This window comes from Actinomadura violacea, assembly GCF_017573465.1.
GTDB lineage: Bacteria > Actinomycetota > Actinomycetes > Streptosporangiales > Streptosporangiaceae > Spirillospora > Spirillospora violacea.
Map to the genome: position 1 here is coordinate 227,779 of NZ_JAGEPF010000001.1, position 26,592 is coordinate 254,370.

Below are 26,592 nucleotides of genomic sequence, written 5' to 3' on the forward strand. Positions count from 1 at the left end.
AAGGCGATCTCCCCGCCCGCGCGCAACGGGAACTCTTGGCAAAGGAATCCACATCATCGGTCAAAAGGAGCCGGATCACCGGCCAATTCCGAGAAGATCGGTGCGGTCGGCGGGACGGTAGTGGCGAACCGGCGCGACGACACTTTTCCTTGATCGCGGCCGGAAAACTTGACGCGTCGGAGGTCGACTTCCGCGGCACGCTGCGGAATGGTCTCCGGCATGGATTCCCGAATTCGAACCTCCACCGCCTCCGGCCCCACCGGATGGCTCCTCACCTTTCTCGGCGCGCGCGAACAGGGGCTGCGCCCGCACGGCGGCCTCGCCGCCGGCCCGGCGGAATGGCTGCTGGTCTTCCTCGAGGTCGAGCGCGCGGAACTCGCCGCCCGGCAGCGCCCCGCACCCGCCCCGCCCCGCCCCGGCCGCACCGAGGAGCACCCGTTCGGCCGCATGAACGCCCGCAGCGCATAGAGACGAAGGTCATGATCATCGAGATGTTCCTCGCCGCCCTGATCGGCGGTGCGATCGGAGTCGCCGAACTCGCCGCCCGCTACCGCGACAAGCCCGTCGCGGCGATGCTGTCCCCGGGCGGGCTGCTGTTCGCCCTGGTCAACACCGGCGCGTCCGTGGTCGCGCTGATCGTCGTCACCGCCGCCGGCTGGCGCTTCGGGCTGCCCTACACGATGCCGCCGAACGCGCTGGTCGTCGCCCAGGTGATCGCCGCCGGGCTCGGCTCCGCCGCCGTGCTGCGCATGTCGTTCGCCCCGGCGCAGACGACGGCGCCCGGCACCGGGCCGGTCGCGCTGCTCAACGGGATCCTGCGGATCGCCGACGGCGAGCTGGAGCGCAAGCGCGCCCTCAGCCGGCTGTCCCACAACGACCTCGCCGACCTGTCGTTCGAGCGCGACCACGCCGCGCTCGCCGAGCTCTGCTGCCACCTGCTGCGCGAGTTCGACCTGTCCGAGGCGCAGCGGCTCGGCGGGCTCGCCGCCGAGCTCAGCGCCCGCGACGACCTCACCGACGCCGACAAGCTGGACTGCTGGGGCCTGGAGCTGACCCGGCTGGTCGGCGAGCGCGCGCTGCGGCAGGCCGCCCGCCGGCTGCGCGGCCGCCCGCAGGAGGAGCCCCGCGCCGCCGCCGAGGACGAGCGGCTCGCGCCGGTCGCCGCCGAGCCCGAGCGCCCGGCCGAGCCCGCGCCCGTCCCGCCGCCCCGGCCGCCGCTCGGCAAGACCTCCCGCCTCGCCCCGCACGCGAACGGCCGGAGCGAGCGCAAGTCGTTCAGCGATGTCTGACAGACCGTGAGAACCGGTGTGCCCCGCCCCGGGGCACACCGGTATTTCATTGCCCGCGCTATTTCGGGCGGGCGGCCGCCGTCACCGATTCGCCCTGCTCTTCCAGAACCGCGGCGATACGGTGCAGCGCCTCCGCCATCGAGATCATCGCCTGCACCTGGGCGGCGGCCATGAGATTCGCCGGCGACGGGTCCGCGGCCTGCGCCTCCGCCGCCGCGTCGCACGCTTGCTGGCTCCACCAATGCACCCGCCGATCCTATTCCAGCCGTCCATTCCGCACCGGCCGCCGCGCGGTCGCAACCGAAAGGCCGCAATTCCGTGAGCGCCCCGCCCGCACCGCGCCCCGCCCGCCCGGCCGTCCCCGACGCGCGCTGGGCCGGCAAGCCGCTGCGCCGCCTCACCGCCGCCGAGCTCGCCGAGGCCCTGCAGTACCTGGAGCGGCACCGGCCGGACGACGACGTCCTCGGCCGCGCCCTGGCCGGCGAGTTCGCCCGCCGCACCGCCGCCGAACACCACGCCTTCCACTTCGACTGACCCCCGTCAGGCCGCGCCCCCTCCGGAGCCGGAGCCGGGGCCGGGGTCGGGCGGCGGGCGAGCAGCCGAGCGCACAGGCTCGACGGGAAACGCGGGAGGGTGTGGGGTATGAACGGGCGCATGGGACGTGATGTGAGAGTGCGCCGCGTCTACGACGGCGTCACGGACGGGGACGGCGAACGGGTCCTGGTCGACCGCGTGTGGCCGCGCGGCGTGTCCAAGGAGGAGGCCCACCTGGACCGGTGGGAGAAGGACATCGCGCCGTCCACCGAGCTGCGCAAGTGGTATGGGCACGATGTGGACAAGTTCGAGGAGTTCCGGCGGCGCTACGACGCCGAGCTGAAGGACCCCGAGCGCGCCGCGGCCCTCGACCGGCTGCGCGGCGAGGCCGATCCGGGGCCGTTGACGCTGATCACCGCGACGAAGGACGTCGACCACAGCCAGGCCGCCGTGCTCGCGGACATCCTCGGGTCCTGACCGGGGGGTTTCGAGCGGCGGTTTCGAGCGGCGGCTTCGGCGCGCCGGGCCGGGGCTTCGGGCGGGGCTGCCTACTCGCCGGTAACTGAGTATTTGCGCCCATGTGCCCGGACGGTCCCGTGCGCCATCGTGGCGGTCATGAACGATCGCACGCCCCTCCTCGGCCACCTCGCCGGTAAGGTCCTCGGCCGGCGCCTGGTCATCGCGGCCCGCGCCGTGCTGTGGGCGCAGGCGGCGCTGCTCGTGTCCGCCGGGGCGGCGATGGTCGCGTACGGGGAGGCCGCGACCGGGAGCGAGGCCCAGGTGGGCGCGGCGATGATGTTCCTCGCCGTCTACCCGTTCGCGCTGGCGATCGCGGCGGTCGTGCTGGCCGCGGCGTTCCGCGGGCGGCGCGCCAGCACGCGCGGCTGCGTCGCCGGTTACGAGGTCTTCCTGCTGCTGGTGGCCGGGCCGTTCGCCGGCCATCCGGACGCCGGCGTCGCCGCTCTCGGCTGCTGCGCCGTCCTGACCACTTCTTTCGTGATCGCCGCCATGGCGTCACGTGCCGGAGCGGCGCACTTCGCTGCGCATCGGCAGTTGAGCGCATAGGAAGGGCGGCGTCCCGGGGACGCCGCCCTCGTGGTTGGGTGAGTCGTCAGCCGGTGGCCAGGCCGAGGGCGCGGAAGGTGATCCGCTGGTCGAACCAGAGCAGCGTCACGGTCATGGCGCCCATCAGCGCGGCGAGCGCGAGGTGCGCGGCGGGGGCGGTCACGTCCGCGCCGGCCGCGGCGAGCGCCAGGTGCAGCCCGCCCCGCAGCGCGATCAGCCCGAACGCGATCCAGCGGGTGCGGCCGTTCTTCAGCATCGCCTTCACCAGCTTCATCCGGCGGCGCAGCACGGTCAGGCCGAGGGCCCCGTTCAGCGCCGCGATCGCCACGATGGCGACCCACGCGACGTGCCACACGTGGCAGATGTCGTACGCCGCGCCCAGCACGCCCTCGAAGGCGAACACCCAGATCGGGAGCGGCTTGATCGCGTCCAGGCCGTCCGTGCGGGCGGGCTCCGCGGTGGCCTGCCGACGCGCGGTGGCCTGCTGACGGTGGAGGATGGCGTTCATTTCGGCTCCTTGGGGTGCCCTGTCCTGCTGACCCCTTGATCGTGCCGCCGGGGGCGGGGGCGGCGGCAGAGCCGTTCCTCGCAGGTTCGGCCGGGACAAATGTCCTGCCGCCGTCCGCCGTCCGCCGTCCGCGCCGCGCCCGCGATGTCGCATAAGGCCGGCCCCGTCGGGCCGCGCGAGCCTTGCGGAGCTGATGCGGCGGTTCGCCGACACGGAGACGCAGCAGGCGGCGGCCGACGAACTGGTCGCGGCCGGTGCGCCGGCCGTCCGGCCCGTGCTGGACGTGCTGTGCGACGAGGAGTCGCCGGTCGAGTGGTCCACCAGCGCCGGCGTGCTGCGCCGCATCGGGCGGCCCGCCCTGGAACCGCTGATGGAGGCGATGGCCGAGGCGCCGACGCAGGAGGTCGCGCGGCGCGCGGGCTGGGCGTACAGCGGGCTGGCGGTCGACGACCTGGCCGCGTTCGAGCCCGGCCTGCGGCACCCGAGCCCGAGGGTGCGGAGCAACACCGCCTACATCATGCAGTTCAAGGGCGAGGCGGCGCTCCCGTACGCGCCGCGCCTCATCGAGATGCTCACCGACCCCGACGCCGACGTCCGGCAGCGCGCCCATTGGGCGCTGGAAGGGCTCGGGGCGCAGGTCGTGCCGCTGCTCAAGGAGGCCCGGCGCTCCCGCGCCGCCGGGCGGCTGCGCGCTCCCACCCTGGCGGCGCTCGCGTCCGTCGGCGGCCCCGCGGCGCTGGACGAGCGCGACCTCGCCCTCGTGCGGCGGCTCGTCCGGATCAAGATGCGGGACGAGGTCCCCGAGCCGATGCACCTGGACGGCTCGTGGTTCGCGCTGCCCACCGGCGACCAGGACGCCGTCCTAGACGCGTTCGCCCTCTCCGACCCCGAGCCCGTCACCATGCGGATGGGCGCGGCGGCCTGGGGGCAGGAACACCACGGCCAGGGCTGGATCAACAGTTCCCGCATGTACGTGACACCCCGGTTCGACGGCTGGACGCTGGTGTTCGGCTGCCCCGTCGACGCCGACGACGCCGAGGTGCGCGACACCGTCCTCGCGTGGTGCGAGCGGCTGAGCGCCCGCTTCGGCGCCGCGCACTGGTACGGGATCAGCTGCGGCGACGGCTGGACGGCCTGGTGCGTCGCCGAGCACGGGCGGGCCGTCCGGTACTACGACGCCTTCGAGGAGGACGACCAGATCGGCGCCGGGCACCCGGCGGAGGACGGCTACCTGCTCCCGCACGAGGACGGGTTCCCCGACGACGCCTTCGACGACATCGCCGCGTCCGGCTCCGAGGCGTTCAGGGCCCGCTACGAGCAGGTCAAGGCGGAACTCGACATCCCGGACACGTGCGAGGCCCCGGAGTTCGCGGCCCGCGCGTCCGTCGACCCGTCCGCGCTGGGGCCGGCGACGCGGGTCGAGGGACACGGCGTCCTGGCACTGACGGCGCGGGGGCGTGAGGAGGGGCATCCGCGGGGAGCCTTGCCGATCTAACGCGCCGGGGGGTGGGCCGGGTGTGGGGTTGTCGGTGGTCAGCCGGCCATGGTCAGGCCGCCGCTCACGCTGAGGACCTGGCCGGTGATGAAGGACGCCGCGTCCGAGGCGAAGAACAGCGCGGCGGCGGCCACCTCGTCCGGGCGGGCCAGCCGCCGGAACGGGATCGCCCTGATCAGCGCCTCTTTCAGCTTCTCCGGCTGGGCGTGGAACAGCGGCGTGTCGGTCGGGCCGGGGCAGACGCAGTTGACGCTGATCCGGTGCCGCGCCATCTCGCGGGCGAGGGACTTGCTGAGCGCGATGACGCCGCCCTTCGCGCCCGCGTAGACGGTCTCGCCGGAGCTGCCGACGCGTCCGGCGTCGCTGGCGATGGTGACGACGCGGCCGCCCTCCCCGGCGTCGATCATCGGCGGCAGGAACGCCTGGCAGAGGTGGACGGGGCCGAGATAGTTGATCGCGACGACCTTGGCGGCGAAGTCGGGCGTGCCGTCGAGGAAGGGGGCGGTGCGGTCCCAGCCCGCGGCGTTGACGAGGACGCGGGGCGCGCCGAGGCCGCCGACAACCTCGTCCCGCAGCGCGGTGACGGCCGCCGGGTCCGCCACGTCCACCCGGTGCGCGGTGATCAGTTCGTGGTGTGCGGCGGTCGCCTCGGCGGACTCCGCGTCGAGGTCGGCGGCGGCCACCCGGTGGCCCGCGCCGGCGAGACCGAGGGCGATGGCGCGGCCGATTCCCGATCCTGCTCCGGTCACCACTGCGACGGTCATGGGGCTTCCTTCCACGTTGCGTAGGCGCGGTTTCGCGGGGCGGTTCGGTGCGGGGTTCGTCAGACGGCGCTTGCCAGGGTGGTGGCGTGGGCCGTCACCAAGGTGCGCAGCAGGCGTTCGCTCGGCTCGTCCGCCGGGGTGAGGACGAAGAGCCGCTGGTCGGAGCCGTCCAGCGCGGCGAGCATGTCGTAGGCGACGGTCAGCGTGCCGGCCGTCGCGTGCCGGAAGCGCTTCGTGCCGCGGGAGCGCTCGTGGACGTGCTGGTCGTCCCACCAGGCCGCGAACTCGGCGCTGGCGGTCCGCAACTCGGCGATCAGTTCGGCGAGGTGCGGGTCGTCGGGATGGCGGGCGTGGTTGACGCGCAGGTTGCCGACCATCTCGCGGGAGAACGCGGCCCAGTCCAGGTTGGTCTCGCGGGTCTCCGGGTCGAGGAACAGCATGCGCGCCGTGTTGCCCTGCCGTCCGTGGCCGAACCCGGGGCCGAACAGCGCGGACGCGGCCGCGTTGCAGGCCAGGATGTCGAAGCGGAAGTCGACGACGTAGGCGGGCAGCAGCGGCATGCCGTTGAGGACGGCGAGCAGGCCGCCGCCGAGCGGGGCCGGGACGTGCGGTCGCGGCGGCGCCTCACCGCGCGCGATCAGGTGCAGGTGGACGCGTTCGGCCGGGGACAGCAGCAGCGCGGCGGCGATGCCGTCCAGCACGGCCGAGCCGGGGGTGCCGACCCGTCCCTGCTCCAGCCGGACGTACCAGTCGATGCTCACGGCGGCGAGTTCGGCGACCTCCTGGCGGCGGAGGCCGGGCGTGCGGCGGCGGCCGAGGGCGGGGAGCCCGACGTCCTGCGGGCGGACCCGTTCGCGCGCGGCCCGCAGGAAGGCCGCCAGTTCGTCGCGTCGTGCCGTCATCGCCCCAGCATCGCGCATTCGCGGCGCGGCGTCGCGCCTGGCCGGCGTCGCTTGGGTGGCACTCCGCGTACCAGGATGCGGACGACCTGTATCGGGTCGCGAGATGGCCGGATCGTTGACGGCATGAGGAAACGAGGCTTCACCGCGCTGACCATCGCCGCCACCGCCGCTTGCGCGACCGCGACCGTGACCGTGACCGCCGGGTCCGTTGCCGTCGCGTCCGCCCAGACCGGGCCCGCGTTCGGGTACCACAAGGTACGGGCAGCTATCCCGAAGCAGGCCGGGCACTTCCGGGTGACGAGCCCCGACCTGGCCCGCGGGACGTTCCCGGCCGCGTCGTACGCCGACACGTTCGGCTGCACCGGCGGGAACGTGCCGCCGCGGCTGTCCTGGTCGGGGGCACCCACCGGGACGCGGAGCTTCGCCGTCACCATGTTCGACCGCGACGCCCCGACCGGCAGCGGCTTCTGGCACTGGTCGGTGCGTGACCTGCCCGCCACCGCCGCGTCCGTGCCGGCGAACGCCGCCGCGGGCGTCAACGACGCCGGGACCGCCGGGTACCAGGGGCCCTGCCCGCCCGCCGGGGACCGTCCGCACCACTACGAGATCACCGTGCTGGCCCTGGACGTCGCGGACGCCGGGGTGCCCGCCACCGCCGGGCCGGCCATGGCGTCGTTCGCCATGGGGTCGCATGTGATCGCGTCCGCCCAGATCACCGCCACCGCCGTCGTCTCTTGATCTGGGTGGGGATTGCGCCGGTCTCGGCTGCTTGCTACCTGTGCTACTTGACGCTTGCCCGCAAGTAGCTGAGACTGGGCGGACTCTCCCCGGGAGGTCCACTTGGACGGGACACGGACGCGGAACGTGTCGACCGAAACCCACACTGCGCTGTACCGGCAGGTCGTCGCCGAGATCGAGGCGCGGCTCCTCGCGCCGCTGGACGTGCTGCTCGACGGGGCCGAGGCGCTCGCCGCGCTGCGCCGGCGCGTCGACGCGGACGCGCAGATGTGGGCGGCGCAGATGCTCGGGCCGGACGCCGAACTCGCCAGGTCCGCGGTGGTTCGGGTGCTGGCGGTCGTCCAGCCGTTCGATCCGGATCCGTCCTGGTGGCGGACGCCGGTGGGGCGCGCCGTCCTGGAGTCGGTCGGGTACCCGGGGCGTGAGTCGGTCAGCCGGTCCGTCGCCGGTGCCATGCTCGGCATCACCCGGCAGGGCGTCCAGGACCTCGTCAACCGCGGCAAACTGGACCGCCACCCGGACGGCGGCGTCTCCGTCGCCTCGATCCGCGCCCGCGCTTCTTCGGCGGGTGGTGGCGATGCTGGTGGCGGTTTCGGTGGCGGTGGTGTGCCGGGTGTCTCGCCGCGCGGCCGCGCGGGTCGTTGAACGCGCTGGAGATCCTCGCCGCGGAGGAGCGGCGAGGGCCGGTCCCGCGTGTGCGCACTTTCCCGCTGCCCGCGGAGTGGGGCGTGACCCTGCATCTGCTGGACGAGTCCGTCCACCCGACCGGCAGCCTCAAGCACCGGACGGTCCGCGCCATGTTCCGGCACGCACTGCGCACCGGCCGGATTCGCGAGGGCACCACCATCGTCGAGGCGACCGGCGGTAATGCGGCGGTCGCCGAAGCGTACTTCGCGCGTCTGCTCGGTCTTCCGTTCGTTGCTGTCATGCCTCGGCGCTCCAGCTTTGAGAAGATCGAGCGCATCGAGCAATACGGCGGGACGTGCCGTCTGGTGCATCCGCCGCTTGCCATTTACGACGAGGCTCGCCGTATCGCGGAGGAATGCGGCGGCCATTACATGGACTACCTCGCCAACGGTTCCCGGGCTGTTGCTGCCGAAGAGGGCGGTGACGTTGGTCGCGTTCTTTTTGATCTCGTTACGCCGGAGTGGGTCGTTGTCGGGGCGGGTAGTGGCGTGACCTCTACGGCGATCGGACGTGAGATCAGCCGGCGTGGTCTCGGTACGCGGCTTGCCGTCGCCGACCCAGAGAACTCCGCCTACTTCCCGGGATGGGCGTTGGGCATCGACGACTACGCGACCGGAATGCCGTCGCGCATCGAAGGAATCGGCCGTCCTCGAATGGAGCCTGGCTTCACAGCGTCGCTTGTGGATCTGGTCGTACCGGTCCCTGATGCTGCGAGCATCGCCGGGATGCGAATCCTTCAGGAGGTCGCGGGGGTGTGTGCCGGGCCGTCCACGGGCACTGCGCTATGGGCCGCTTTTCATCTTGTTGCGAAGATGCGTCGCGAGCGCCGTCCTGGCGCTATAGGTATGTTGATCTGCGACGACGGTGCGCTCTATAAGAACACTTACTACAGCGAAGCCTGGCTCGACTCCAAGGGGTTGGACCCGCTGCCTTGGGTCGGTGCCTTCAGGCGCTTCCTTGAGACTGCCAAGCTCCCTCTGACCTTGGAACATTTGTAACGTGTTCGGGCTGTGGGGGCGCTTTTCAAGAGGCGGCTAGGTGTTCGTGCGATGGCGTTGACGGCGAGATGGTGTTCGGGTGGTGGGGTGGCGCTGGCGTACGGGGCCGCCCCTCCAAAGTCAAGGGCGCCTTCGGCGTCGCTACGCGATGGACTTCGTCCACCCTTGACTTTGGAGCCTCTGCGGCCCCTGAGGCAGCGTTAGGGGCAGGCTCCGCCTGCCCCGCCCCAGGTCGCGCCACCCCACCACCCCCTTCCGTAAGGAACAAAGGGATGGAGGGGATGAAGGGACGAATGCAGGCAAATCTCCTGGGTGAGTCAGTTCGAAAAATCAACCCACGAAATGGTGGCTCACCGGTTCAGTTGCCGGTCACGCATGGTATTCTTTATGTATGCAATCAGTGACGGTCGAGTTGGGGGCCGCGTCCACCATGGAACTGGTGGACGCGCTCTCGGGCATCGCCACTGAGCTCGCTACTCGAGAAGTCTCTGAATCGGCCGCTGCCTGTCTGGAATTGGCTGAGACTCTGGCAGCCGCTACCGATCTGCAGGAAAGCGCCCTTGCGGCTCTCGTCGGGCGGGTGGATGCGGCCGGGGAACAGCAGCGGTGGGGATATCCGTCCACTCGGGCTTGGCTTCGCTCGAAACTTGGCATGCGGGAGAGTCGTGCGAAGGAGCGGCTGACTCTGGCGCGGCAGCGGCATCGGGTTCCGGAGGTGGCCAGGCGTCTGGCGGCCGGGGAGTTGTCGTACGGGTACGCGGTCACGGTTGCTGATGCGGTCGCGCGCTTGGATGACGCGGAATGCGGTCGGGCTGAGGCCCTGTTGTTGGAGATGGCCGATCAGGGGTTCTCGGCGGGGAAGGTCGCGGCGTTCGGTAGTCGGATTCGTGACGTCATCGCCGAGCGGGACGGTATCGAGGACGCACCGGACGAGGACAGCAGGCGCGGGTACGCCAAGTCGTGGATCACCACGACGCGTTCCCTTGATGGTGGTCGGTACGTCAAGGGCTGGCTGAATCCCGAGGACGCTGCGATCTGGGACGGGACGCTTGCCCCACTCGCCAAGCCGGCCGGACCCGCCGACCACCGAGACGTGGCGGAGCGGACAGCAGCAGCCTTGTCGAGCGTGCTCTCGGGCGGCCACAAGGCCACCAAGGTCACGGTGATCTGCGATCTGGAGACGCTGACCGGTGGCGACGCCCCGGCCCGCCTCAGCGACGGGACGCCGATTCCGGCGGCGCAGGCTCGCCGGATCGCGCTGGCCGCCGGGGTCTCGCCGCTGCTGCTTGGACGCGGGAACACGCCGCTGTATCTCGGTTACCGGGAACGGTTCGCCAGTGCTGCGCAGCGGCAGGTGTTGGAGGCGCTGTACCCAGCATGTGCGGTCCGGGGGTGCGAGACGCCCGGGACGTTGTGCGAGGTCGATCATGTTGGCGGGTGGGCGCTCGGGAACAGTCCGACCGATATCGATCAGCTCACTCTGACCTGCGGGTGGCACAACCGGTTCAAGCATGCGAGTCCCGATCAGATCGAGGTCACCAAAGATCGGGACGGGTTGTACGTCTATCGGCTGTTGCCGCCGTCCGATGCCCGCTCGGCGTCCGGTAGTGGTCCGCCGGACGGGGTCGGCTGGGCTGCGTGATCCGGCTCGGCCGGAGCGGTGCGGGTGCGCCATGATCGGGTGGTGGCGTGGGGGATCGGCGGGGTTCCGCGGCCGGGGAGCCGGTCGTCGGAGAAGCCTGTGCTGTACCTGGATATCGACGGGGTTCTGAACCCTGAGGCGCCCGAGCGGGCTGAGGAATTCGCCGAGCATCGGATCGGGCGGATGGTCGTGCGCTTGTCGGGCAGGCACGCGGAGTGGTTGGCCGAGCTGGGGGAGTGTTACGAGCTGGTCTGGGCGAGTACGTGGGAGGAGTACGCGAACACGTATATCGGTCCGCTGCTCGGGCTGCCCGAGTTGCCGTATGTGGCGTTGTCGGCGTACCGGTATCGGGACGATGATCCGAGGTTGCCGGTGACGCAGCTTCCGCGGATGCGGAAATGGGCGCCGATTCTGCGGCATGCGGACGGGCGGCGTTTCGCGTGGGTGGACGACGTCATTCCGTTCCGGGCGCGGCGTCAGGCGTGGCCTTACCGGGACGTGCGTCTGGTTCCCGTCTCGGCTGCGGAGGGGCTTCGGCGGCGGCATGTGGACGGGTTGCTCGCGTGGGGTGGGAAGGGGGAGCGGGGCTTCCCACCCCGGCGAGGTCAGGGCTGGGCGCGGTAGGTGGTCATCAGGGCGGGGACGGTGCTTGCGGTGCTCGGGGAGTCGGGTGCGCGGTCGACGGAACCGGCGCGGTTGTCGGGCGCACAGGCAGATCGTCGGCGTGATCGTGGACGAGCTGGGGCGGCCGTCGAGAGTGTGCTGGTGGAGGTCGCGGAGGCGCAGCGGGGGTGGGCGGAGAACTGAGACTCTTCTGGCATTATGGACATATGCCGCCGGTTGGCATGGAATGGTGGCCATCGCCGTCGAGGTGAATGGAGAGGTCCATGCCGGGGATCACGCAGCGTTCGACGAGGGAACCCGCGGTGAGGACGCGGTTCCTGTCTCATGGAACGCTTAAGATCACCGATGTCGCGGCCAGCCGCCGGTTCTACGAGGAGGTTCTCGGGCTGGAGGTCGTCCAGCCGATGAAGGCGGCGCTCTACATTCGTCTCGGTGGCGACCACACGTATGTGTGCGTGGAATCGAAACCGGATCGGCCGGATATGCCGCTGCTCTATCACAATGGGCTGGACGTGGGCAGCGACGAGGAGGTCGACGAGGCGTATCGCGCGATCAGCGCGGTGGCGGACGAGTACGGCGTCAAGGAGCTGAACAAGCCGGTGCGGCAGCACGGCGTGTACTCCTTCTACCTCAAGGACCTCGACGGGAACTGGTGGGAGATCGGGCATCTGCCTCCCGGCGGCTACCGGTTCCGGTTCGCCGACCCGCGCAACGACCTGACCGGGCGGACGGACCTGACGGCGGCGGAGATCAAGGACGTGTTCGTCAACCCGCGGCTGGAGGACTGACCCGGGTGCGGGCGACCTCGGCGGCGACGGCGCGGAAGGCGGGCAGGGTCTCGCTCTCGTCCGGGTTGAGGAACGTGCTCTTGACGATCACGACGTGGTACTTCGTCGAGACGTAGATGAGCTGGCCGCCGAGGCCGCTGGCGTAGTAGCCGTCCGTGCCGTCGATCCACCAGCCGAGGCCGTAGGACGGGCTGACGCCGGACGGGGTGCCGACCTGCGACACCCAGGAGGCGGGGATGACGCCTCGGCCGCCGTCCAGCATGAGCTTGCCCATGCGGGCGAAGTCGCGGTCGGTGGCGTAGATGCAGCAGTAGCCGAGGGCGTCGCCGTGGGAGTCGTTGCCGACGTAGGCGGTGCCGGCCATGCCGGCGGGGCCCCAGATCTTGTCCTGGAGGTACTGGTAGTACGGCTTGCCGGTGGCCTTCTGCAGGACGAGGGCGAGCACGGCGGTGTTGAGGCTCGTGTAGTTGAACTGGGTGCCCTGCTCGACGGCCTTGGTGCGGGTCGCGGCGAACTGCAGGGTGCTGTAGAGGCCGAGGCTGACGCCGAGGTGCAGCGGGACGTCGTCGATGGTCTCGTTCCACCCGATCCCGGACGCCATGCGGAGCAGGTTCCGGATCGTCACGGACCCGTAGGCGGTGTTGGCGAGTTCGGGGACGTAGGTGCCGGCGGTGTCGTCGATCGAGTGGATCTTGCCTTCGCCGAGGGCGACGCCGATGGCGTCGGCGGTATAGGACTTGGCCATCGACCAGGACTGGAACAGCGAGTCCTTGGAGTAGCCGGGCGCGTACCACTCGTCCAGGATCCTGGTGCCGTCGAGGACGAGGAAGCCCTGCGCGGCGCGGTTCAGGTAGTCCTGCACGGTGTGCGTCTGCCCGTTGTAGGTGTAGGTGACCTTGCCGAGGTCGCGGGGGTCGCTGGTCAGCTCGACGGGGTTCGCGGACGGGGTGAGCGGGTCGAAGTTCGGCAGCTTCGCCGCTTCGAGCGCTGACGCGGCGGACGGCGAGACGGGCGGGCCGGGCGCGGCGACGGCGGGTGCGGCGGTGAGGCCGAGGGTGAGGGCGGTGGCGAGCGCGAGGGCGGCGGGCCTGCGGCGCATGGTGGGCTCCCGGGGGTGGGTGGGCATGCGACGTCGAATCGAATAGCGGTCGTTTCGGATTCGGCCTACCGAAACGTAATCCCGCGTCCGGCCCCGGGCTATGGCCAACGGTGACAAAGCGTGGCGCGGAACGTGCACAACGGGTATGGGCAGGGCATGCCGGAGCTGCCGGACGTCGAGGGGTTCCGCCGGGTGCTGGCCGGGCACGCCGGCGACCGGATCCGGTCCGTCGAGGTCCGCGACGCCGGGGTGCTGCGCGGGGTGAGCGGGGAGCGGCTGGGACGCGCGCTGCGCGGTCACCGGTTCGAGGAGCCGCGCCGGCGGGGCAAGTGGCTGGTCGCGCCGGTCGAGGGGCCGGTGCTGATCCTCCATTTCGGGATGACGGGGTCGCTGTCGTGGCATCCGGCGGGCGAGCCGGAGCACCGGCACGACCGGGTCGTGTGGCGGCTCGACGGCGGTGAGCTGCGCTTCCGGGACATGCGCAAGCTGCAGGGCGTCCGGCTCGCGCGGGATGAGCGGGACGCGGAACGCCTGCTGGCGGGTCTCGGGCCGGACGCGCTGGAGGTGTCCCGCGACGATCTCGCGGCGCTGCTGGCGAGGCGGCGCGGGCGGCTCAAGACGGCGCTGACGGACCAGTCGGTGATCGCCGGGCTCGGGAACCTGCTGGCCGACGAGATCTGCTGGCGGGCCCGGATCGCTCCGCTGCGGCCGGCCCGTGATCTGGGCGAGGACGAGGTGAAGGCCCTGCACCGGGCGATGCGGGACGTCCTGCGCACGTCGATCGAGGCGGAGCGGGTGCCGCCGCGCCGGACCTGGCTGACCGGCGCCCGCGACGATCCCGAGGGCGCCTGCCCGCGCTGCGGTACGCCGCTGTCGCGGGGGCGCGCGTCCGGCCGGACGACCGTGTGGTGCCCGGCCTGCCAGCCCGGGTGACCGAAGGGTCGCAGTGGTCTTACCTGCCGGGGCGGCTGTGGTCGGGTGTCCTGAGTTCGACTAACTTATTGCGAGTGGGTCGCAACTGCGGCTTCTGTGCGTCGTTGAGCGTGAGTGGGTGGGCATGCACATTCCGGACGGGTACCTCAGTCCGCAGACCTGCGCGGTGGGCTACGTCATCGCCGTGCCGGCCTGGGCGGTCGCGGTCCGCCGCGTGCAGCGCGTGGTCCGCAACCGGCACGTGCCGACGCTGGCGGTGCTGGCCGCCGTCAGCTTCCTGGTGATGATGTTCAACATCCCGATCCCGGACGGCACCACCGCGCACGCGATCGGCGCCACCATCATCGCGATCTTGCTGGGACCGTGGGCGGCGGTGCTCGCGGTCAGCGTGGCACTGGGCTTCCAGGCCCTGCTGTTCGGCGACGGCGGCGTGCTCGCGTTCGGCTTCAACTGCGCGAACATGGCCGTCCTCGCGCCGTTCGTCGGCTACGGCGTCTACAAGCTGATCGCCGGGCGGTCCGAGCTGACCGCGCCGCGCCGGGCGCTCGCGGCGGCCGTCGGCGGGTACGCGGGGATCAACGCGGCGGCGTTCGCGGCGGCGATCGAGTTCGGCCTCCAGCCCGACCTGTTCCACAACTCGGCGGGCGCGCCGCTGTACGCGCCGTACCACCTGTCGCAGACGATCCCGGCGATGATGCTGGCGCACCTGACCATCGCGGGCATCGCCGAGGGCATCCTGACCGGCGGCGTCGTGGCCTACCTGCAGCGCGCCAACCTCCCGCTGCTGCGCGTCAACCACGGCGGCATCGCCTCGGACGGCGAGAAGGCCCGCGCGCCGCGCCGCTTCCGGCCGCTGCACGTGGCGCTCGGCGCCGTCGCGGTGATGGCCGTGCTGACCCCGCTCGGCCTGCTGGCGCCCGGCGGCGCGTTCGGCGAGGACGCCCCCGAGGACCTCGACCTGCACAAGTACGGCCTGTCGGCGGTGCCGAGCGGACTGAACAAGTACAACGGCTTCTGGCACCACGCCCTGTTCAACGGCTACGACTTCACCTCGGACGCGCATCCGACGGTCGGCTACATCGTGTCCGCCGTCGTCGGCATCGCGATCGTCGGCGCCGCGATCTTCCTGATCACGATGGCGGTCCGCTGGGTCGCCGGACGGCGCGGGGCGTCCCAGCGGCAAGAGACGGCGCAGCAGTCGTGAGCGCCGCGAACCGAGTCGTCCCCCCTCGGGAGGTGAAGTCATGAGCGAGCAGGTCGTCTCCGAGCGGGTGCAGGTGCCGCAGTGGCTGCTGCAGAGCGAGCTGGCGATGTGCCCGTGCGGCTGCATCGGCAAGCGCAAGAAGGGCAGCTACCTGCGCAAGACGCTGAACGGCGGCGCGGGGCTGCTGCGCCAGGTGATGTTCAGCGACGACACGGCGCGGCAGGACGGCCTGCTGCAGCGGCTCGACCCGCGGGTGAAGTTCCTGTCGGTCGTCGTGCTGCTGGTCGCCGCGGGGCTGGCGCGCAACATCCCGACGCTCGTCGCCGTGTACGCGGTCGCGCTGGGGCTCGCGGCGGCGTCGCGGCTGCCGGTCGGGTTCTTCATCAAGCGGGTCTGGCTGTTCGTGCCGATCTTCACCGGGATCATGGTGCTGCCCGCGACGCTGTCCGTCGTGACGCACGGGGACGTGGTCCTGACGCTGTGGCACTGGCACGGCCGCGCGGAAGGGTTCACCAGCCAGGGCCTGACGTCGGCGGGCCTGATCGTCAGCCGGGTCGCGGTGTCGATCTCGCTGGTGGTGCTGCTGACCCTGACGACGCCGTGGGTGCGGCTGCTGGCGGCGCTGCGCTCGGTCGGCGTCCCGCGGATCTTCATCCTGATCATCGGGATGGCGTACCGGTACATCTTCCTGCTGCTCAACACCGTCACCGACATGTACCAGGCGCGGACGTCCCGTACCATCGGGGCGGCCAAGCACGACGGCGGCGCCCGCGCCTTCCTCGGCGCCAGCGGCGGCGCGCTGTTCGGCAAGGCGAACCAACTGTCGGAAGAGGTGCACCAGGCGATGACGGCGCGCGGCTACCGCGGCGACGCCAAGACGCTCCAGTCGTTCCGGCTGACCGGCCTCGACATCGCCGCCGCCCTCTGCTGCGCCGCGCTCGCCGCGGCGATTCTCATCGGGGACCGTCTCCTTGGAAGCTGAACCGCGGACCGCACCGCACTCCACCGCCACCGCCGACGCGACCTTCGAGTGCCGCGACGTCCGCTACTCCTATCTGGACCGCTATCCGGCGCTGGACGGGGTGTCGCTGACGGTCTGGTCCGGCGAGCGCGTCGCGCTGCTCGGCGCGAACGGCTGCGGCAAGTCCACGCTGCTCAAGCTGCTGGACGGGCTGGTCTTCCCGAGCTCGGGCGAGTTCACGGCGTTCGGCCACCCGGTCACCGAGGACACGCTGGAGGACGAGCAGTTCTCGCAGGCGTTCCGGTCCAGGGTCGGGTTCGTGTTCCAGAACTCCGACGCGCAGGTGTTCTCCCCGAACGTGCGGGAGGAGATCGCGTTCGGGCCGCTCCAGCTGGGGCTGAGCCCGGACGAGGCGTCCGCCCGGGTCGACGAGGTGATCGCGATGCTGGACATCGCGGCGCTCGCCGACCGGGCGCCGTTCCAGCTGTCCGGCGGGCAGAAGAAGCGGGTCGCGATCGCGTCGGTGCTGGCCACGAACCCCGAGGTGCTGCTGTTCGACGAGCCGACCGCCGCGCTCGACCCGCGCTCGCAGTACTGGCTCACCGACCTGATCGAGCAGCTCGGCGCGGCCGGCAAGACGATCGTCCACGCGACGCACGACCTGGACGTTCTGCCGCGCATCGCCGACCGGTGCGTGGTGTTCTCCGAGGAGCACAAGATCGTCGCCGAGGGGACGCCGGCCGACGTCCTGGCCGACCGGGAGCTGCTGCTGTCGGTCAACCTCATCCACCCCGGCTCCCGCCTCCCCTAGCCCGCTTCCCTCCCGCCACCTGGGGTTTCCGGAGAGTGCGCGCGGGCACGGTCCACTCGTTGCCATCGTGGGACCGGAGCACGGGGACGGGAGGTTCTCAATGACGGCGTGGTACGGATCCGGCGGGATGGACCCCTTCGAGGAGATGCTCGCCCGGTTCTTCGGGACGCGGGCGCATCGCCGGCCGACCGAGCGGATCAACCTCGCCCGGCTGATGAGCGAGCCCGCGCGCGAGCTCGTCCGGGACGCGGCGACGCAGGCCGCGCAGTGGGGCAGCCGCGACCTGGACGCCGACCACCTGCTGTGGGCGGCGACGCGGCAGCAGGGCACCCGGCACTGGCTGGAGCGCGCCGGCGCGGACCCGGACGCGATCCAGCACGAGATCGAGAACCACGCGTACCGGGGCGATCCGCGCGAGGTCCAGCCGGAGCTGACCCCGGCCGCCAAGCGCGCGCTGCTGGACTCGCACCAGGTGTCGCGGGCGCTCGGGTCGTCCTACATCGGCCCCGAGCACCTGCTGTTCGCGCTGGCGCTGGACCGCGGGTCGAGCGCGGGGCGCATCCTGGACGCGGCGCACGTCACGCCGGACTCGCTGAAGTCGGCGGCGGGCGGCGGTGGCGGCCAGCCCCCGGCGAACGGCGGCGACGGCCAGACCGGCACCCCGACGCTGGACGAGTTCGGCCGCGACCTGACGGCGCTGGCCCGGGAGGGCCGGATCGACCCGGTGATCGGCCGGGACGACGAGATCGAGGAGACCGTCGAGGTCCTGTCGCGGCGCACGAAGAACAACCCCGTGCTGATCGGCGACCCTGGCGTCGGCAAGACCGCGATCGCGGAGGGCCTCGCGCAGCGGATCGTCGACGACGACATCCCGGAGACCCTGCGCAACAAGCGGATCGTCCAGCTGGACCTGTCCGGCGTCGTCGCGGGCACCCGGTACCGGGGCGACTTCGAGGAGCGGCTGAAGAAGGTCGTCGACGAGATCCGCGGGCACGCCGACGAGCTGGTGGTGTTCATCGACGAGATCCACACGCTCGTCGGGGCGGGCGGCGCGGAGGGCGCGATGAGCGCCGGGAACATGCTGAAGCCGGCGCTGGCGCGCGGCGAGCTGCACGTGGTCGGCGCGACGACGGTGGACGAGTACCGGCGCAACATCGAGAAGGACGCGGCGCTGGAGCGCCGGTTCCAGCCGATCATGGTGCCGGAGCCGTCCACCGACGACAGCATCGAGATCCTGCGCGGGCTCCGCGACCGGTACGAGGCGCACCACCAGGTCCGCTACACCGACGAGTCGCTGGTCGCGGCGGTCGACCTGTCCAGCCGGTACCTGACGGACCGGTTCCTGCCGGACAAGGCGATCGACCTGATCGACCAGGCGGGCGCGCGGGTGCGGCTGCGGTCCGGCACGCGCGACGGCGGGCGCCGCGAGCTGGAGGACCGGCTCGACCGGCGGCGCCGCGAGAAGGACCAGGCGGTCGCCGACGAGGACTACGAGAAGGCCAAGGAGCTGCGCGACGAGATCGGCCGGCTGCAGACCGACCTCGCCGGGATGCGCGACGACCACGAGCCGGTCGGCGTCCCGGAGGTGACGACCGAGGACATCGCGGAGGTCGTGTCGCGGATCTCCGGCGTGCCGGTGACGCAGCTGACGCAGGCGGAGCGGGAGCGGCTGTCGCGGCTGGAGGAGCACCTGCACCAGCGCGTCATCGGCCAGGAGGACGCGGTCGCGGCGGTCGCGCGGGCCGTCCGGCGGTCCCGCGCGGGGATGGGCGACCCGGACCGTCCGATCGGCGGGTTCCTGTTCCTCGGCCCGACCGGCGTCGGCAAGACCGAGCTGGCCAAGGCGCTCGCGGAGGCGCTGTTCGGCAGCCAGGACCGGATGATCCGGTTCGACATGAGCGAGTTCCAGGAGCGGCACACCGTCAGCCGGCTGATGGGCGCGCCGCCCGGATACGTCGGCTACGAGGAGGCGGGGCAGCTCACCGACGCCGTCCGCCGCCAGCCGTACTCGGTGATCCTGCTGGACGAGATCGAGAAGGCGCACCAGGACGTGTTCAACGTCCTGCTGCAGCTGCTCGACGACGGCCGGCTCACCGACGCGCAGGGCCGCACCGTCGACTTCCGCAACACCGTGGTGATCATGACGAGCAACCTCGGCTCCGACCTGATCACCGGGCAGACCGAGATCGGGTTCGGCGGCCGGGACGGCGAGGACACCGGGCTGCGCGACCGGATCATGCGGCGGCTGCGCGAGTCGTTCCGGCCCGAGTTCCTCAACCGGATCGACGAGATCATCGTGTTCCGGCGGCTGGAGGCCGGGCAGCTGCGGCAGATCACCGACCTGCTGCTGGACGAGACGCGCCGCCGGCTGCGCGCCCAGGACGTCACCGTGTCGTTCACGCCGGAGGCCGTCGACTGGATCGCCGAGCGCGGCCACCAGCCGGAGTTCGGCGCCCGCCCGCTGCGCCGCACCATCCAGCGGGAGGTGGACGACCAGCTGTCGGACCTGCTGCTGTCCGGCGACCTGGAGCACGGCCGGCACGTGGAGGTGTCCGCGGCGCCCGGCGGCCTGCAGTTCGACGTGTCCACGTCGGCGACGCCCGCCGACAGCGTCACCTCGCGGTGACGGTTCCGTGGGCGCGCGGCGGGCGCGCGGCCGCATGAGGACGGCCCGCCGCGGGTGAACGGCGGCGCCGCATCGGGCATATAAGGCACATGCCGTTGCGTGCCGTCCGGCCGGCGTACGCGCTCGCCCTCACCGCCGCTGCCGCCGCGCTGTGCGCCTGCGGGGGAGGAGGAGGCGGCGGCGGGCCGACCGCCGCGCCGCCCCCGAGCCGCACGACGGCCCCGGCGCCGCCCACGACGAGCAGAACCCCTCCGCCGACCCCGACCGCGTCCCCCGCAGGATCGGGACGCTGCCGCACGCACGAGCTGAGAGCCCGCATCACCACCGCGGGCCCGGCCGCCGGGCAGCGCTTCGCGTTCCTCACCTTGACGAACGCCTCGGGCGCGGCCTGCCACGTCCGCGGCTACGTCGGGATGCTGCTGCTGACGGCGTCCGACCATCCGATCCGCACGAACCTCGAACGGCTCGCCCCGCCCGGCCCGCAGACGATCGTCCTGCGTCCCGGCGGCAGCGCGTACGCGCGGCTGCAGTGGACCGTCGTCCCGGGCGCGCGCGAGCCCGCCCACGGGGCCTGCGCCCCGCTGCCGCAACTGGCCTGGATCACCCCGCCCGACGAGCGCGCCCACCTCGCCATCACCTGGAACCAGGGCGTGGTCTGCGGCGACGGCCACGTCTCGACGACCCCCCTCCGCCCCGGCCCCGCCCCCCACTGACGGCGGCGCCAAGGTTCCGGCACGGTCTCTCCACGTTTCTCCCGGTCCGGCCGCTGATCGTTTCGGGGTGACCCGTCCGGGGACGCCCCGATCGGAGCCGGGCGGCGCGGCGGGGACGGGGGACGGATGGGGCTGCTCGACCGCAGGGCGGTGCTGTGGATGTCGGTGGGCGGGGTTGTGGCGCCGGTGCTGGCGGGGCGGCGGGGTGCGGCGGAGGGTGTGCCGGTCGCGTTCTCGGTGCCGATGACCGTGCCCGTCGAGGCGCGGCCGGTGCGGTCGACTCGGGACGCCGATCTCTACCGGCTCGTCGCGGCGCCCGCGTGGGCGGAGATCCTGCCCGGTGTGCGGACGCCGGTGCTCGCGTACAACGGCGCGTTTCCCGGTCCGACGATCCGGGCGCGCGCGGGGCGACGTGCGGTGGTCGAGTACGTGAACCGCCTAGGCGGGCCGACGACGGTGCACCTGCACGGCGGCGAGGTGTGGCCGGAGGACGACGGTGGCCCGATGGACCTGGTCGCGCCGGGCACCGCGAGGCGCTACCACTATCCGGACCGGCAGCGCGCGGCGACGCTCTGGTACCACGACCACGCGCACCATCTGGAGTCCGAGCACGTGTACCGGGGGCTGGCCGGGACCTACGTGTTGCACGACCGCCACGAGGCGGCGCTCGGGCTCCCCAGCGGACGCTTCGACGTGCCGATCGTGCTGAAGGACGCCCGTTTCGGCGCCGACGGCAGGCTCGTCTACATTCCCGGGGACTTCGCCGGGCGCACCACCATTCTCGTCAACGGCCGCCCGCAGCCCTACTTTCGCGTCGCGGCCCGCAAATACCGGCTGCGGCTGCTGAACGCCGCGAACATGCGGTTCTTCAAGGTGCGGTTGTCGACGGGCGACGCGTTCCAGCAGATCGCCACCGACCGGGGGCTTCTCCCGGCTCCGCTGACCACCACCGAGCTTCCGCTGTCGCCGGGGGAGCGCGCCGACATCGTCGTGGACTTCTCCAGATACGCGCCCGGCACGCGGATCGTGCTCCGCAACGGTTTCTCCACGCACCCGGCGACGGACGCCGTTCTCCGCTTCGACGTGTGCGGTCGCGTCCGTGACGGCAGCCGCGTCCCGGAACGGCTCACCGCCCTGCCCACCCTGCGTCCCACCACCGTGACCAGGGAGTTCCGGCTCTCGATGGACGAGAGAACCGGCATGGGATTCATCAACGGCCGCGCGTTCGACCCCGCCAGGATCGATTTCACCGTCGCGCGCGGCGCCACCGAGACATGGCGGATCGTCAACGACAACCAGGTGATCGAGCACAATTTCCATGTCCATCTCGCGGCCTTCCGGGTGCTGGACCGCAATGGCGGCCCGCCGCTGCCCACCGAACGCGGCCTCAAGGACACCGTGATGCTGCCGCCCGGCGGGTCCGTGCGGATCCGCGTGTCGTTCGACCCCCGCTACAGCGGCGACTACGTCTACCACTGCCACGTCATCGACCATTCCTCGATGGGCATGATGGGCCGGTTCCGCGTCGCCCGCCATCGCTGAGGTGCGCGGACGCGCCGCCGGGCTGACTACGATGAGGCGGCAGTCCCCGTGCGCAGAAAGCGAGTCCGAGTTGCCGCCGCGTGACCCGACGACGCCCCGCCGGACCGGCGCCGGCGCCGCCCGTCCGAAGGGCGCCTACCACGTGGAGGCGCTCGCGAAGGGGCTGCGCATCCTCGGGCTGTTCTCCGAGCAGCGGCCCGCGATGAAGCTGACCGACATCGTCGCCGAGACCGGCCTGCCGATGCCGACCGCGTTCCGGATGGCGGCCACGCTGGCCGCCGAGGGGTTCCTCGAGCAGCTGCCGGACGGCGCGTACCGGCCGGCGCCGAAGGTGCTCACGCTCGGCTTCTCCGCGCTGCGCAGCCTCGACCTCGTGCAGCTCGCCGAGGGGCCGCTGCGCCGGCTCGTCGAGGCGACCGGGCAGACGGCGAACCTCGGCGTGCTGTCCGGCGACCACGTCCTGTACCTGGTCAGGCTGCGCAACAACGACCTGGTGACGGCGAACATCCAGGTCGGGTCGCGGCTCCCGGCCGTCCGCACGTCCATGGGCAAGCTGCTGCTCGCCCAGCTGGACGGCGCCGAGCTGGACCGCGTGCTGACCGGCGCGTCGTTCGCCGGGACGGCGGGCCCGAACGCCCTGGCCTCGCCGGACGAGCTGCGGCCCGCGCTGGCGGAGATCCGCGAGCGCGGCTGGGCGGTGCAGGACGAGGAGCTGGCCTACGGGCTGCGGTCGGTGGCGGGGCCCGTCCGGGACGCGTCGGGCGCGGTGGCCGCCGCGGTGAACGTGGCGGTGCCGGCCACGGAGGTGTCGACGGCGCGGCTGCTGGAGGAGATCCGCCCGCTCGTGCTGCGGACGTGCGCCGAGATCACCCTGCTCCTCGGCGGCCGCTGACCCGCCTCACGGCCCGCTCGCGGCCTCCTCGCCCGCCTCGCCGTCCTTGTCGGGGACGAGGACGAGGCTGATGATGTGCCGGGCGCGGCCGTCGCCGGGTCCGGTGCGGGCGCGGCGGGCGACGACGGCCTCCAGCTCGTCGACGAGGTCGGCGAACTCCTCCTCGGTCACGTAGACCGCGCCCTGCCGGTAGAGGACGCCTTCGCGGGGCGGGTCGGCGTCGTCGCGGGAGAGGTAGCGGTCGAAGTCGGCCAGCACGGCGCCGGCGAAGACGGCGAAGGCCCGCCGGTGGTCGTCCTTGGTCATCGCGGCGCGCGCGTCCTCGTCGACGAGGGCCTTCTCCTGGCGGACGCGGTAGCTGCGCTCGACGGTGCCGCGGACGGGCCGCTCCCCGGCGACTTCGAGGATGCCGGCCTGGGCGAGGGCGGCGACATGCCGGTACATGGTGGCCGGCGGGACGTCCGGGATCCGCTCGCGCAGCTGGGCGGTGGTCAGCTCACCGGCGCCGATGAGGGTCTGCAGGATGCGCAGCCGGACGGGGTGGAGGAGAAGGTCCGCGGTCGTCACTCCCTCATGCTCTCATAGCTGATAACGTTCTCGCCGTTGATAACATTGCCACTGCTGATAACAGTGAGAGGCGAGACCCTTGCCCGACACCGACATGACGGTCACCGCCGACGACGGGACCCGCCTTGCCGGCACCCTGACCCTGCCGGACGGTCCCGGCCCGCACGCCGCCGTCCTGCTCCTGCACGGCTCCGGCCCCCTCGACCGCGACGGCAACACCCCCAGGCTCCCCGTGAACCTCGGCCCGCCGCTGGCGGCGGCGCTCGCCGCCGGCGGGATCGCGACGCTGTGCTACGACCGGCGCGGTGCCGGCGCCACGCCGGGCCGCTGGCAGGCCGCCGGCTTCACCGGCAACCGCCGGGACGCGGCCGCCGCCCTCGACGCGCTCGCCGCCCGCCCGGACGTCCGTGCCGACGCGGTCGGCGTCATCGGCCACAGCGAGGGCGCCCTGCACGCCATGGCCCTCGGCTCGCGGCCCGGCGTGCGGGCGGTCGTGCTGCTCGCCGGGTACGCCCGGCCGGGCGAGGACGCGTTCCGGTGGCAGGCCCGCTCGATCCTCGCGACGCTGCCCGCGCCCGCACGGCTGCTGCGGCGGCCGATCCGGGCGATCGGAAACCGGGTGCTCGCGCGGATCAGCAGGACGAGCACGGACGTGGCGCGCGTCGCCGGGCTCCCCGTCAACGCCCGCTGGCTGCGGGAGAACCTCGTCCACGACACCCGGGACGACCTGGCCGCGATCAAGGCCCCGGTCCTGGCCGTCACCGGCGCGAAGGACCTCCAGGTCGACCCCGCCGACCTCGACGTGATCCGCGGGCTGGTGCGGGGCGAGGCCGAGGTCCACCGCGTCCCCGGCCTCACGCACGTCCTGCGCCGCGACCCCGCCCGCCACACCCTGCGCTCCTACCGCCGCCTCCTGCGCGAGCCGGTCGACCCCGGCCTGCTCGCGCTCGTCACGTCCTGGCTCGCCCGCCGGCTCGACCCCGCCCCGTGCGGGACGTCCGCCGAGCGGCCGACGGCCTGACCCCCCGCCCCCGACGCACAACACCAGAGAGGCATCCCCCCACATGACCACGTCGCTCCCGGCTCCCGCCGCCTCCCCCTACCGGCGGGACCTGATCATCTATCTCGCGATCGCCTTCGGCCTGGCCTGGGTGTCCTGGGCCGCGGCCATCGCGCTCGGCGGCTCGGTGGAGGACCAGGGCTCGCCCGCGTACCAGCCCTATGTGCTCGGCGCGTTCAGCCCGCTGATCGGCGCCCTGGTAATCCGGGTCCGCCGTCGGCGGCGCGGCGAGCCTGCTCCCGCGCACGCCGTCGCGACCCGCCGCGCGACCCTGGCCTGGGCGCCGCTGCTCCTGCTGCTCGCCGCCGCGATCGTGCTGGCGGGCGCGCTGATCGCGCACCAGGCGGGCGGTCCCGCGATCACCTCGCAGGACGCGAAGGACGCGGTGGACAAGACCCCCGGGCTCCCGGTGTTCCTGTTCGGCATCCTGCTCACCGGCCCGCTCTCGGAGGAGCCCGGCTGGCGCGGCACGATGCTCCCGCGGATGCGCGCGTCGATGGGCCGCGTGCGGGCGGCGCTGCTGCTCGGCGTGATCTGGTCCGTGTGGCACCTGCCGCTGTTCTTCATCGACGGGAGCCGGCAGCACAAGCTGGGCCTGTCGAGCCCGAGCGGCCTGCTCTTCGCCGTCAGCGTCCTGCCGATGTGCCTGCTGACCGTCGCCGCCTACGAGCGCGCCGGGATCGTCGCGTCGATGGCGGTGCACTTCGGGAGCAACCTGACGATGGTGCTGCTGGACGTGCACGCCCCGGTGACGATGGCGCTGATCATCGGGATCCAGGCGATCGCCGCGTCCGCTCTCCTGGCGGCCGCCCGCTCCCGCTACCGCACCCCCGCCGCCGCCCCGGCCGGGGCGTGACCCGCTAGGGGGCCTTGTGGAGCCGGCCGGCCTGCATGATCACCTTGAGGTTGGCCGGGTCCTGGAGGAGGGCGACGTCCCGCGCCGGGTCGCCCCGGACGACCAGGAGGTCGGCGAGGTACCCGTCCGCGAGGACGCCTACCTCGCCGGCCATGCCCATGACCTCGCCGCCCCACTTCGTCGCGGCGACGAGCGCCTCGGACGGGGTGTAGCCGAACAGGTCGACGAACAGCTGCAGGTCGCGGGCGTTGCGGCCGATCGGGGTCTGCGGGAAGCCGTAGTCGCCGCCCGGCAGGACGCGGATGCCGCGCCGCCGCATCTCCGGGTACAGCGCGGTCTGCGCCTCCAACTGGGCGACCGACCCCATGCGCTCGGCCATAGCCCGGTCGATACCGAACTCCTCGGCCTCGTGGACGTTCGCCCACATGATCCCGACGGCGGGGGCGGTGAAAAGCTCGTCCTTGTGCTCTTCGAGCAGGTCGAGGGCCTCCTCGTCGGCGTACGAGCAGTGGTACACCGACCGGAACCCGTTGCGGACGGCCAGCTTGATCGACTCGGGGTTCTGCGCGTGGCAGTTCAGCCACACGCCCGCCTCCCGCGCCGCCGCGCCGGCCGCCGCGGCCTGCCCGGCGGTGTACTGGGTCTGCATCGAGCCGCCGGGGACGAACACGTCGTCGTTGCTGAGCAGGAGCTTCACCGAGTCGAACCCGAGCGCGGCCTGCTCGGCGATGAAGCGCGCGACGCCCGTCGGGGTGGTGTTCTCGGCGCCGTGCCGGACGGGGTTGTTGTCGCGTTCGAAGCTCGCCGCGCGCAGCCGCGGGCCGGGCGTCCCGCCCGCCGCGATCCGGTCGCGGAGCCGGACCTCGACGTTGCCCGGCGTCAGCGAGCCGGCCGAATAGGCGCTGGTGAAGCCCGCGTCGAGGAGGATCCGGGCGTTGCGCTCGGCGAGCGCGAGGTGCTCTTCGGCGGTCGGCGGGTGCGCGAAGAACGACACGTCGACCGGCGGGTTGAAGCCGGGTTCGAGGTGCCCGACGGCGGACGGGAACGTCAGGTGCGCGTGCCCCTCGATCAGGCCCGGCATGACGGTCGCGCCCGTGCAGTCGATCACGGTGGCGCCGTCCGGTGCGGGTGAGCGCCCCGGACGGACGGCGGCGATGCGGTCGCCGCGCACGACGACCTCGCCGGGGAACGGCGCGCGGCCGGTCCCGTCGAACACCGATCCGCCGGTGAAGACGGTGTCGCCCATCCCGGACCTCCTCTCAGCTTTCAATGTATGAAAGTCACTTTCTCAAAG

Annotated in this window: 29 protein-coding genes; 22 read left to right on the forward strand and 7 right to left on the reverse strand. The window is 72.4% G+C overall.

Going from position 1 to position 26,592, the window contains the following annotated elements; genetic code table 11:
• Window positions 1-219: 219 nt before the first annotated feature.
• Window positions 220-468 carry a hypothetical protein gene (locus J4709_RS01150; RefSeq protein WP_208235855.1) on the forward strand — a complete coding sequence of 83 codons (249 nt, stop codon included), beginning with the start codon at window positions 220-222 and terminating at the stop codon, window positions 466-468.
• Between the two features lie 11 nt (window positions 469-479).
• Window positions 480-1,289: a hypothetical protein gene (locus J4709_RS01155; protein ID WP_208235857.1), complete on the forward strand. Its 810-nt coding sequence runs from the start codon at window positions 480-482 to the stop codon at window positions 1,287-1,289.
• A gap of 58 nt (window positions 1,290-1,347) precedes the next feature.
• Here the strand turns inward: J4709_RS01155 and J4709_RS01160 are convergent, their stop codons facing one another.
• Window positions 1,348-1,536 carry a hypothetical protein gene (locus tag J4709_RS01160; RefSeq protein WP_173097062.1) on the reverse strand — a complete coding sequence of 63 codons (189 nt, stop codon included), beginning with the start codon at window positions 1,534-1,536 and terminating at the stop codon, window positions 1,348-1,350.
• Window positions 1,537-1,607: 71 nt separating this feature from the next.
• Here J4709_RS01160 and J4709_RS01165 point away from each other — a divergent pair, with 71 nt between their 5' ends.
• The 3 genes from J4709_RS01165 to J4709_RS01175 all read left to right on the forward strand — a co-directional run bounded on the left by J4709_RS01165 (window position 1,608) and on the right by J4709_RS01175 (window position 2,888).
• Window positions 1,608-1,823 carry a hypothetical protein gene (locus tag J4709_RS01165; protein ID WP_208236338.1) on the forward strand — a complete coding sequence of 72 codons (216 nt, stop codon included), beginning with the start codon at window positions 1,608-1,610 and terminating at the stop codon, window positions 1,821-1,823.
• A gap of 120 nt (window positions 1,824-1,943) precedes the next feature.
• Window positions 1,944-2,300, forward strand: coding sequence for a DUF488 domain-containing protein (locus J4709_RS01170; RefSeq protein ID WP_208235859.1), 357 nt, complete (start codon window positions 1,944-1,946; stop codon window positions 2,298-2,300).
• A 138-nt stretch (window positions 2,301-2,438) separates the two neighbouring features.
• A complete protein-coding gene (locus J4709_RS01175) occupies window positions 2,439-2,888 on the forward strand; it encodes a hypothetical protein (protein WP_208235861.1) in 450 nt (149 codons plus the stop codon).
• Window positions 2,889-2,934: 46 nt separating this feature from the next.
• Here the strand turns inward: J4709_RS01175 and J4709_RS01180 are convergent, their stop codons facing one another.
• Window positions 2,935-3,396: a hypothetical protein gene (locus J4709_RS01180; protein WP_208235862.1), complete on the reverse strand. Its 462-nt coding sequence runs from the start codon at window positions 3,394-3,396 to the stop codon at window positions 2,935-2,937.
• 193 nt (window positions 3,397-3,589) lie between these two features.
• Here J4709_RS01180 and J4709_RS01185 point away from each other — a divergent pair, with 193 nt between their 5' ends.
• On the forward strand, window positions 3,590-4,891 hold the full coding sequence (locus tag J4709_RS01185) for a HEAT repeat domain-containing protein (RefSeq protein ID WP_208235864.1): 1,302 nt from the start codon (window positions 3,590-3,592) through the stop codon (window positions 4,889-4,891).
• Between the two features lie 38 nt (window positions 4,892-4,929).
• Here J4709_RS01185 and J4709_RS01190 read toward each other — a convergent pair whose 3' ends face one another.
• Together J4709_RS01190 and J4709_RS01195 are read right to left on the reverse strand one after the other, a co-directional pair.
• Complete coding sequence (locus J4709_RS01190) at window positions 4,930-5,655, reverse strand: SDR family NAD(P)-dependent oxidoreductase (protein WP_208235866.1); 726 nt, start codon at window positions 5,653-5,655, stop codon at window positions 4,930-4,932.
• A gap of 59 nt (window positions 5,656-5,714) precedes the next feature.
• The gene (locus J4709_RS01195; RefSeq protein ID WP_208235868.1) at window positions 5,715-6,557 is read right to left on the reverse strand and encodes a helix-turn-helix transcriptional regulator; all 843 of its coding nucleotides are present in this window, start codon (window positions 6,555-6,557) and stop codon (window positions 5,715-5,717) included.
• A 123-nt stretch (window positions 6,558-6,680) separates the two neighbouring features.
• On the opposite strand from J4709_RS01195, the gene J4709_RS01200 reads away from it, so the two are divergent.
• From J4709_RS01200 to J4709_RS01225, 6 genes are all read left to right on the forward strand, one after another.
• Complete coding sequence (locus J4709_RS01200) at window positions 6,681-7,295, forward strand: YbhB/YbcL family Raf kinase inhibitor-like protein (RefSeq protein ID WP_208235870.1); 615 nt, start codon at window positions 6,681-6,683, stop codon at window positions 7,293-7,295.
• A 126-nt stretch (window positions 7,296-7,421) separates the two neighbouring features.
• Entirely contained in the window at window positions 7,422-7,940 is a 519-nt protein-coding gene (locus tag J4709_RS01205) for a hypothetical protein (RefSeq protein WP_208235872.1), read from the forward strand.
• Window positions 7,937-8,980: a PLP-dependent cysteine synthase family protein gene (locus J4709_RS01210; RefSeq protein WP_208235874.1), complete on the forward strand. Its 1,044-nt coding sequence runs from the start codon at window positions 7,937-7,939 to the stop codon at window positions 8,978-8,980. Before J4709_RS01205 ends, J4709_RS01210 begins: the two co-directional genes overlap by 4 nt.
• A 391-nt stretch (window positions 8,981-9,371) precedes the next feature.
• Window positions 9,372-10,622 carry an HNH endonuclease signature motif containing protein gene (locus tag J4709_RS01215; RefSeq protein WP_208235876.1) on the forward strand — a complete coding sequence of 417 codons (1,251 nt, stop codon included), beginning with the start codon at window positions 9,372-9,374 and terminating at the stop codon, window positions 10,620-10,622.
• 99 nt (window positions 10,623-10,721) lie between these two features.
• Window positions 10,722-11,246 (forward strand): HAD domain-containing protein, encoded by a 525-nt coding sequence (locus J4709_RS01220; protein ID WP_208235878.1) that lies wholly within the window; start codon window positions 10,722-10,724, stop codon window positions 11,244-11,246.
• A gap of 302 nt (window positions 11,247-11,548) precedes the next feature.
• Window positions 11,549-12,034: a VOC family protein gene (locus J4709_RS01225; protein WP_208235880.1), complete on the forward strand. Its 486-nt coding sequence runs from the start codon at window positions 11,549-11,551 to the stop codon at window positions 12,032-12,034.
• Here J4709_RS01225 and J4709_RS01230 read toward each other — a convergent pair.
• On the reverse strand, window positions 12,012-13,133 hold the full coding sequence (locus J4709_RS01230; protein ID WP_208235882.1) for a serine hydrolase domain-containing protein: 1,122 nt from the start codon (window positions 13,131-13,133) through the stop codon (window positions 12,012-12,014). The two genes, J4709_RS01225 and J4709_RS01230, sit on opposite strands and share 23 nt — an antisense overlap.
• A 120-nt stretch (window positions 13,134-13,253) precedes the next feature.
• On the opposite strand from J4709_RS01230, the gene J4709_RS01235 reads away from it, so the two are divergent.
• From J4709_RS01235 to J4709_RS01270, 8 genes are all read left to right on the forward strand, one after another.
• Window positions 13,254-14,066 (forward strand): Fpg/Nei family DNA glycosylase, encoded by an 813-nt coding sequence (locus J4709_RS01235; protein ID WP_208235884.1) that lies wholly within the window; start codon window positions 13,254-13,256, stop codon window positions 14,064-14,066.
• A 124-nt stretch (window positions 14,067-14,190) separates the two neighbouring features.
• A complete protein-coding gene (gene cbiM, locus J4709_RS01240; RefSeq protein ID WP_232382835.1) occupies window positions 14,191-15,270 on the forward strand; it encodes a cobalt transporter CbiM in 1,080 nt (359 codons plus the stop codon).
• Between the two features lie 40 nt (window positions 15,271-15,310).
• Window positions 15,311-16,252 (forward strand): cobalt ECF transporter T component CbiQ, encoded by a 942-nt coding sequence (cbiQ, locus tag J4709_RS01245; protein WP_208235887.1) that lies wholly within the window; start codon window positions 15,311-15,313, stop codon window positions 16,250-16,252.
• Complete coding sequence (locus J4709_RS01250) at window positions 16,242-17,042, forward strand: energy-coupling factor ABC transporter ATP-binding protein (RefSeq protein WP_208235889.1); 801 nt, start codon at window positions 16,242-16,244, stop codon at window positions 17,040-17,042. The genes cbiQ and J4709_RS01250 overlap by 11 nt, the downstream gene beginning before the upstream one ends.
• Before the next feature lie 100 nt (window positions 17,043-17,142).
• The gene (locus J4709_RS01255) at window positions 17,143-19,668 is read left to right on the forward strand and encodes an ATP-dependent Clp protease ATP-binding subunit (RefSeq protein ID WP_208235890.1); all 2,526 of its coding nucleotides are present in this window, start codon (window positions 17,143-17,145) and stop codon (window positions 19,666-19,668) included.
• 89 nt (window positions 19,669-19,757) lie between these two features.
• A complete protein-coding gene (locus J4709_RS01260; RefSeq protein ID WP_208235892.1) occupies window positions 19,758-20,381 on the forward strand; it encodes a DUF4232 domain-containing protein in 624 nt (207 codons plus the stop codon).
• Between the two features lie 126 nt (window positions 20,382-20,507).
• Complete coding sequence (locus J4709_RS01265) at window positions 20,508-21,923, forward strand: multicopper oxidase family protein (RefSeq protein ID WP_208235894.1); 1,416 nt, start codon at window positions 20,508-20,510, stop codon at window positions 21,921-21,923.
• A gap of 70 nt (window positions 21,924-21,993) precedes the next feature.
• A complete protein-coding gene (locus J4709_RS01270; protein WP_208235896.1) occupies window positions 21,994-22,815 on the forward strand; it encodes an IclR family transcriptional regulator in 822 nt (273 codons plus the stop codon).
• Window positions 22,816-22,821: 6 nt separating this feature from the next.
• On the opposite strand, the gene J4709_RS01275 is transcribed toward J4709_RS01270, so the two are convergent.
• Entirely contained in the window at window positions 22,822-23,382 is a 561-nt protein-coding gene (locus J4709_RS01275) for a helix-turn-helix domain-containing protein (RefSeq protein ID WP_208235898.1), read from the reverse strand.
• Window positions 23,383-23,461: 79 nt separating this feature from the next.
• On the opposite strand from J4709_RS01275, the gene J4709_RS01280 reads away from it, so the two are divergent.
• Both J4709_RS01280 and J4709_RS01285 read left to right on the forward strand, forming a co-directional pair.
• Entirely contained in the window at window positions 23,462-24,403 is a 942-nt protein-coding gene (locus J4709_RS01280; protein WP_208235900.1) for an alpha/beta hydrolase family protein, read from the forward strand.
• Between the two features lie 43 nt (window positions 24,404-24,446).
• A complete protein-coding gene (locus J4709_RS01285; RefSeq protein WP_208235902.1) occupies window positions 24,447-25,298 on the forward strand; it encodes a CPBP family intramembrane glutamic endopeptidase in 852 nt (283 codons plus the stop codon).
• A gap of 4 nt (window positions 25,299-25,302) precedes the next feature.
• Here the strand turns inward: J4709_RS01285 and J4709_RS01290 are convergent, their stop codons facing one another.
• Window positions 25,303-26,544: an amidohydrolase family protein gene (locus J4709_RS01290; protein ID WP_208235913.1), complete on the reverse strand. Its 1,242-nt coding sequence runs from the start codon at window positions 26,542-26,544 to the stop codon at window positions 25,303-25,305.
• Window positions 26,545-26,592: the final 48 nt, after the last annotated feature.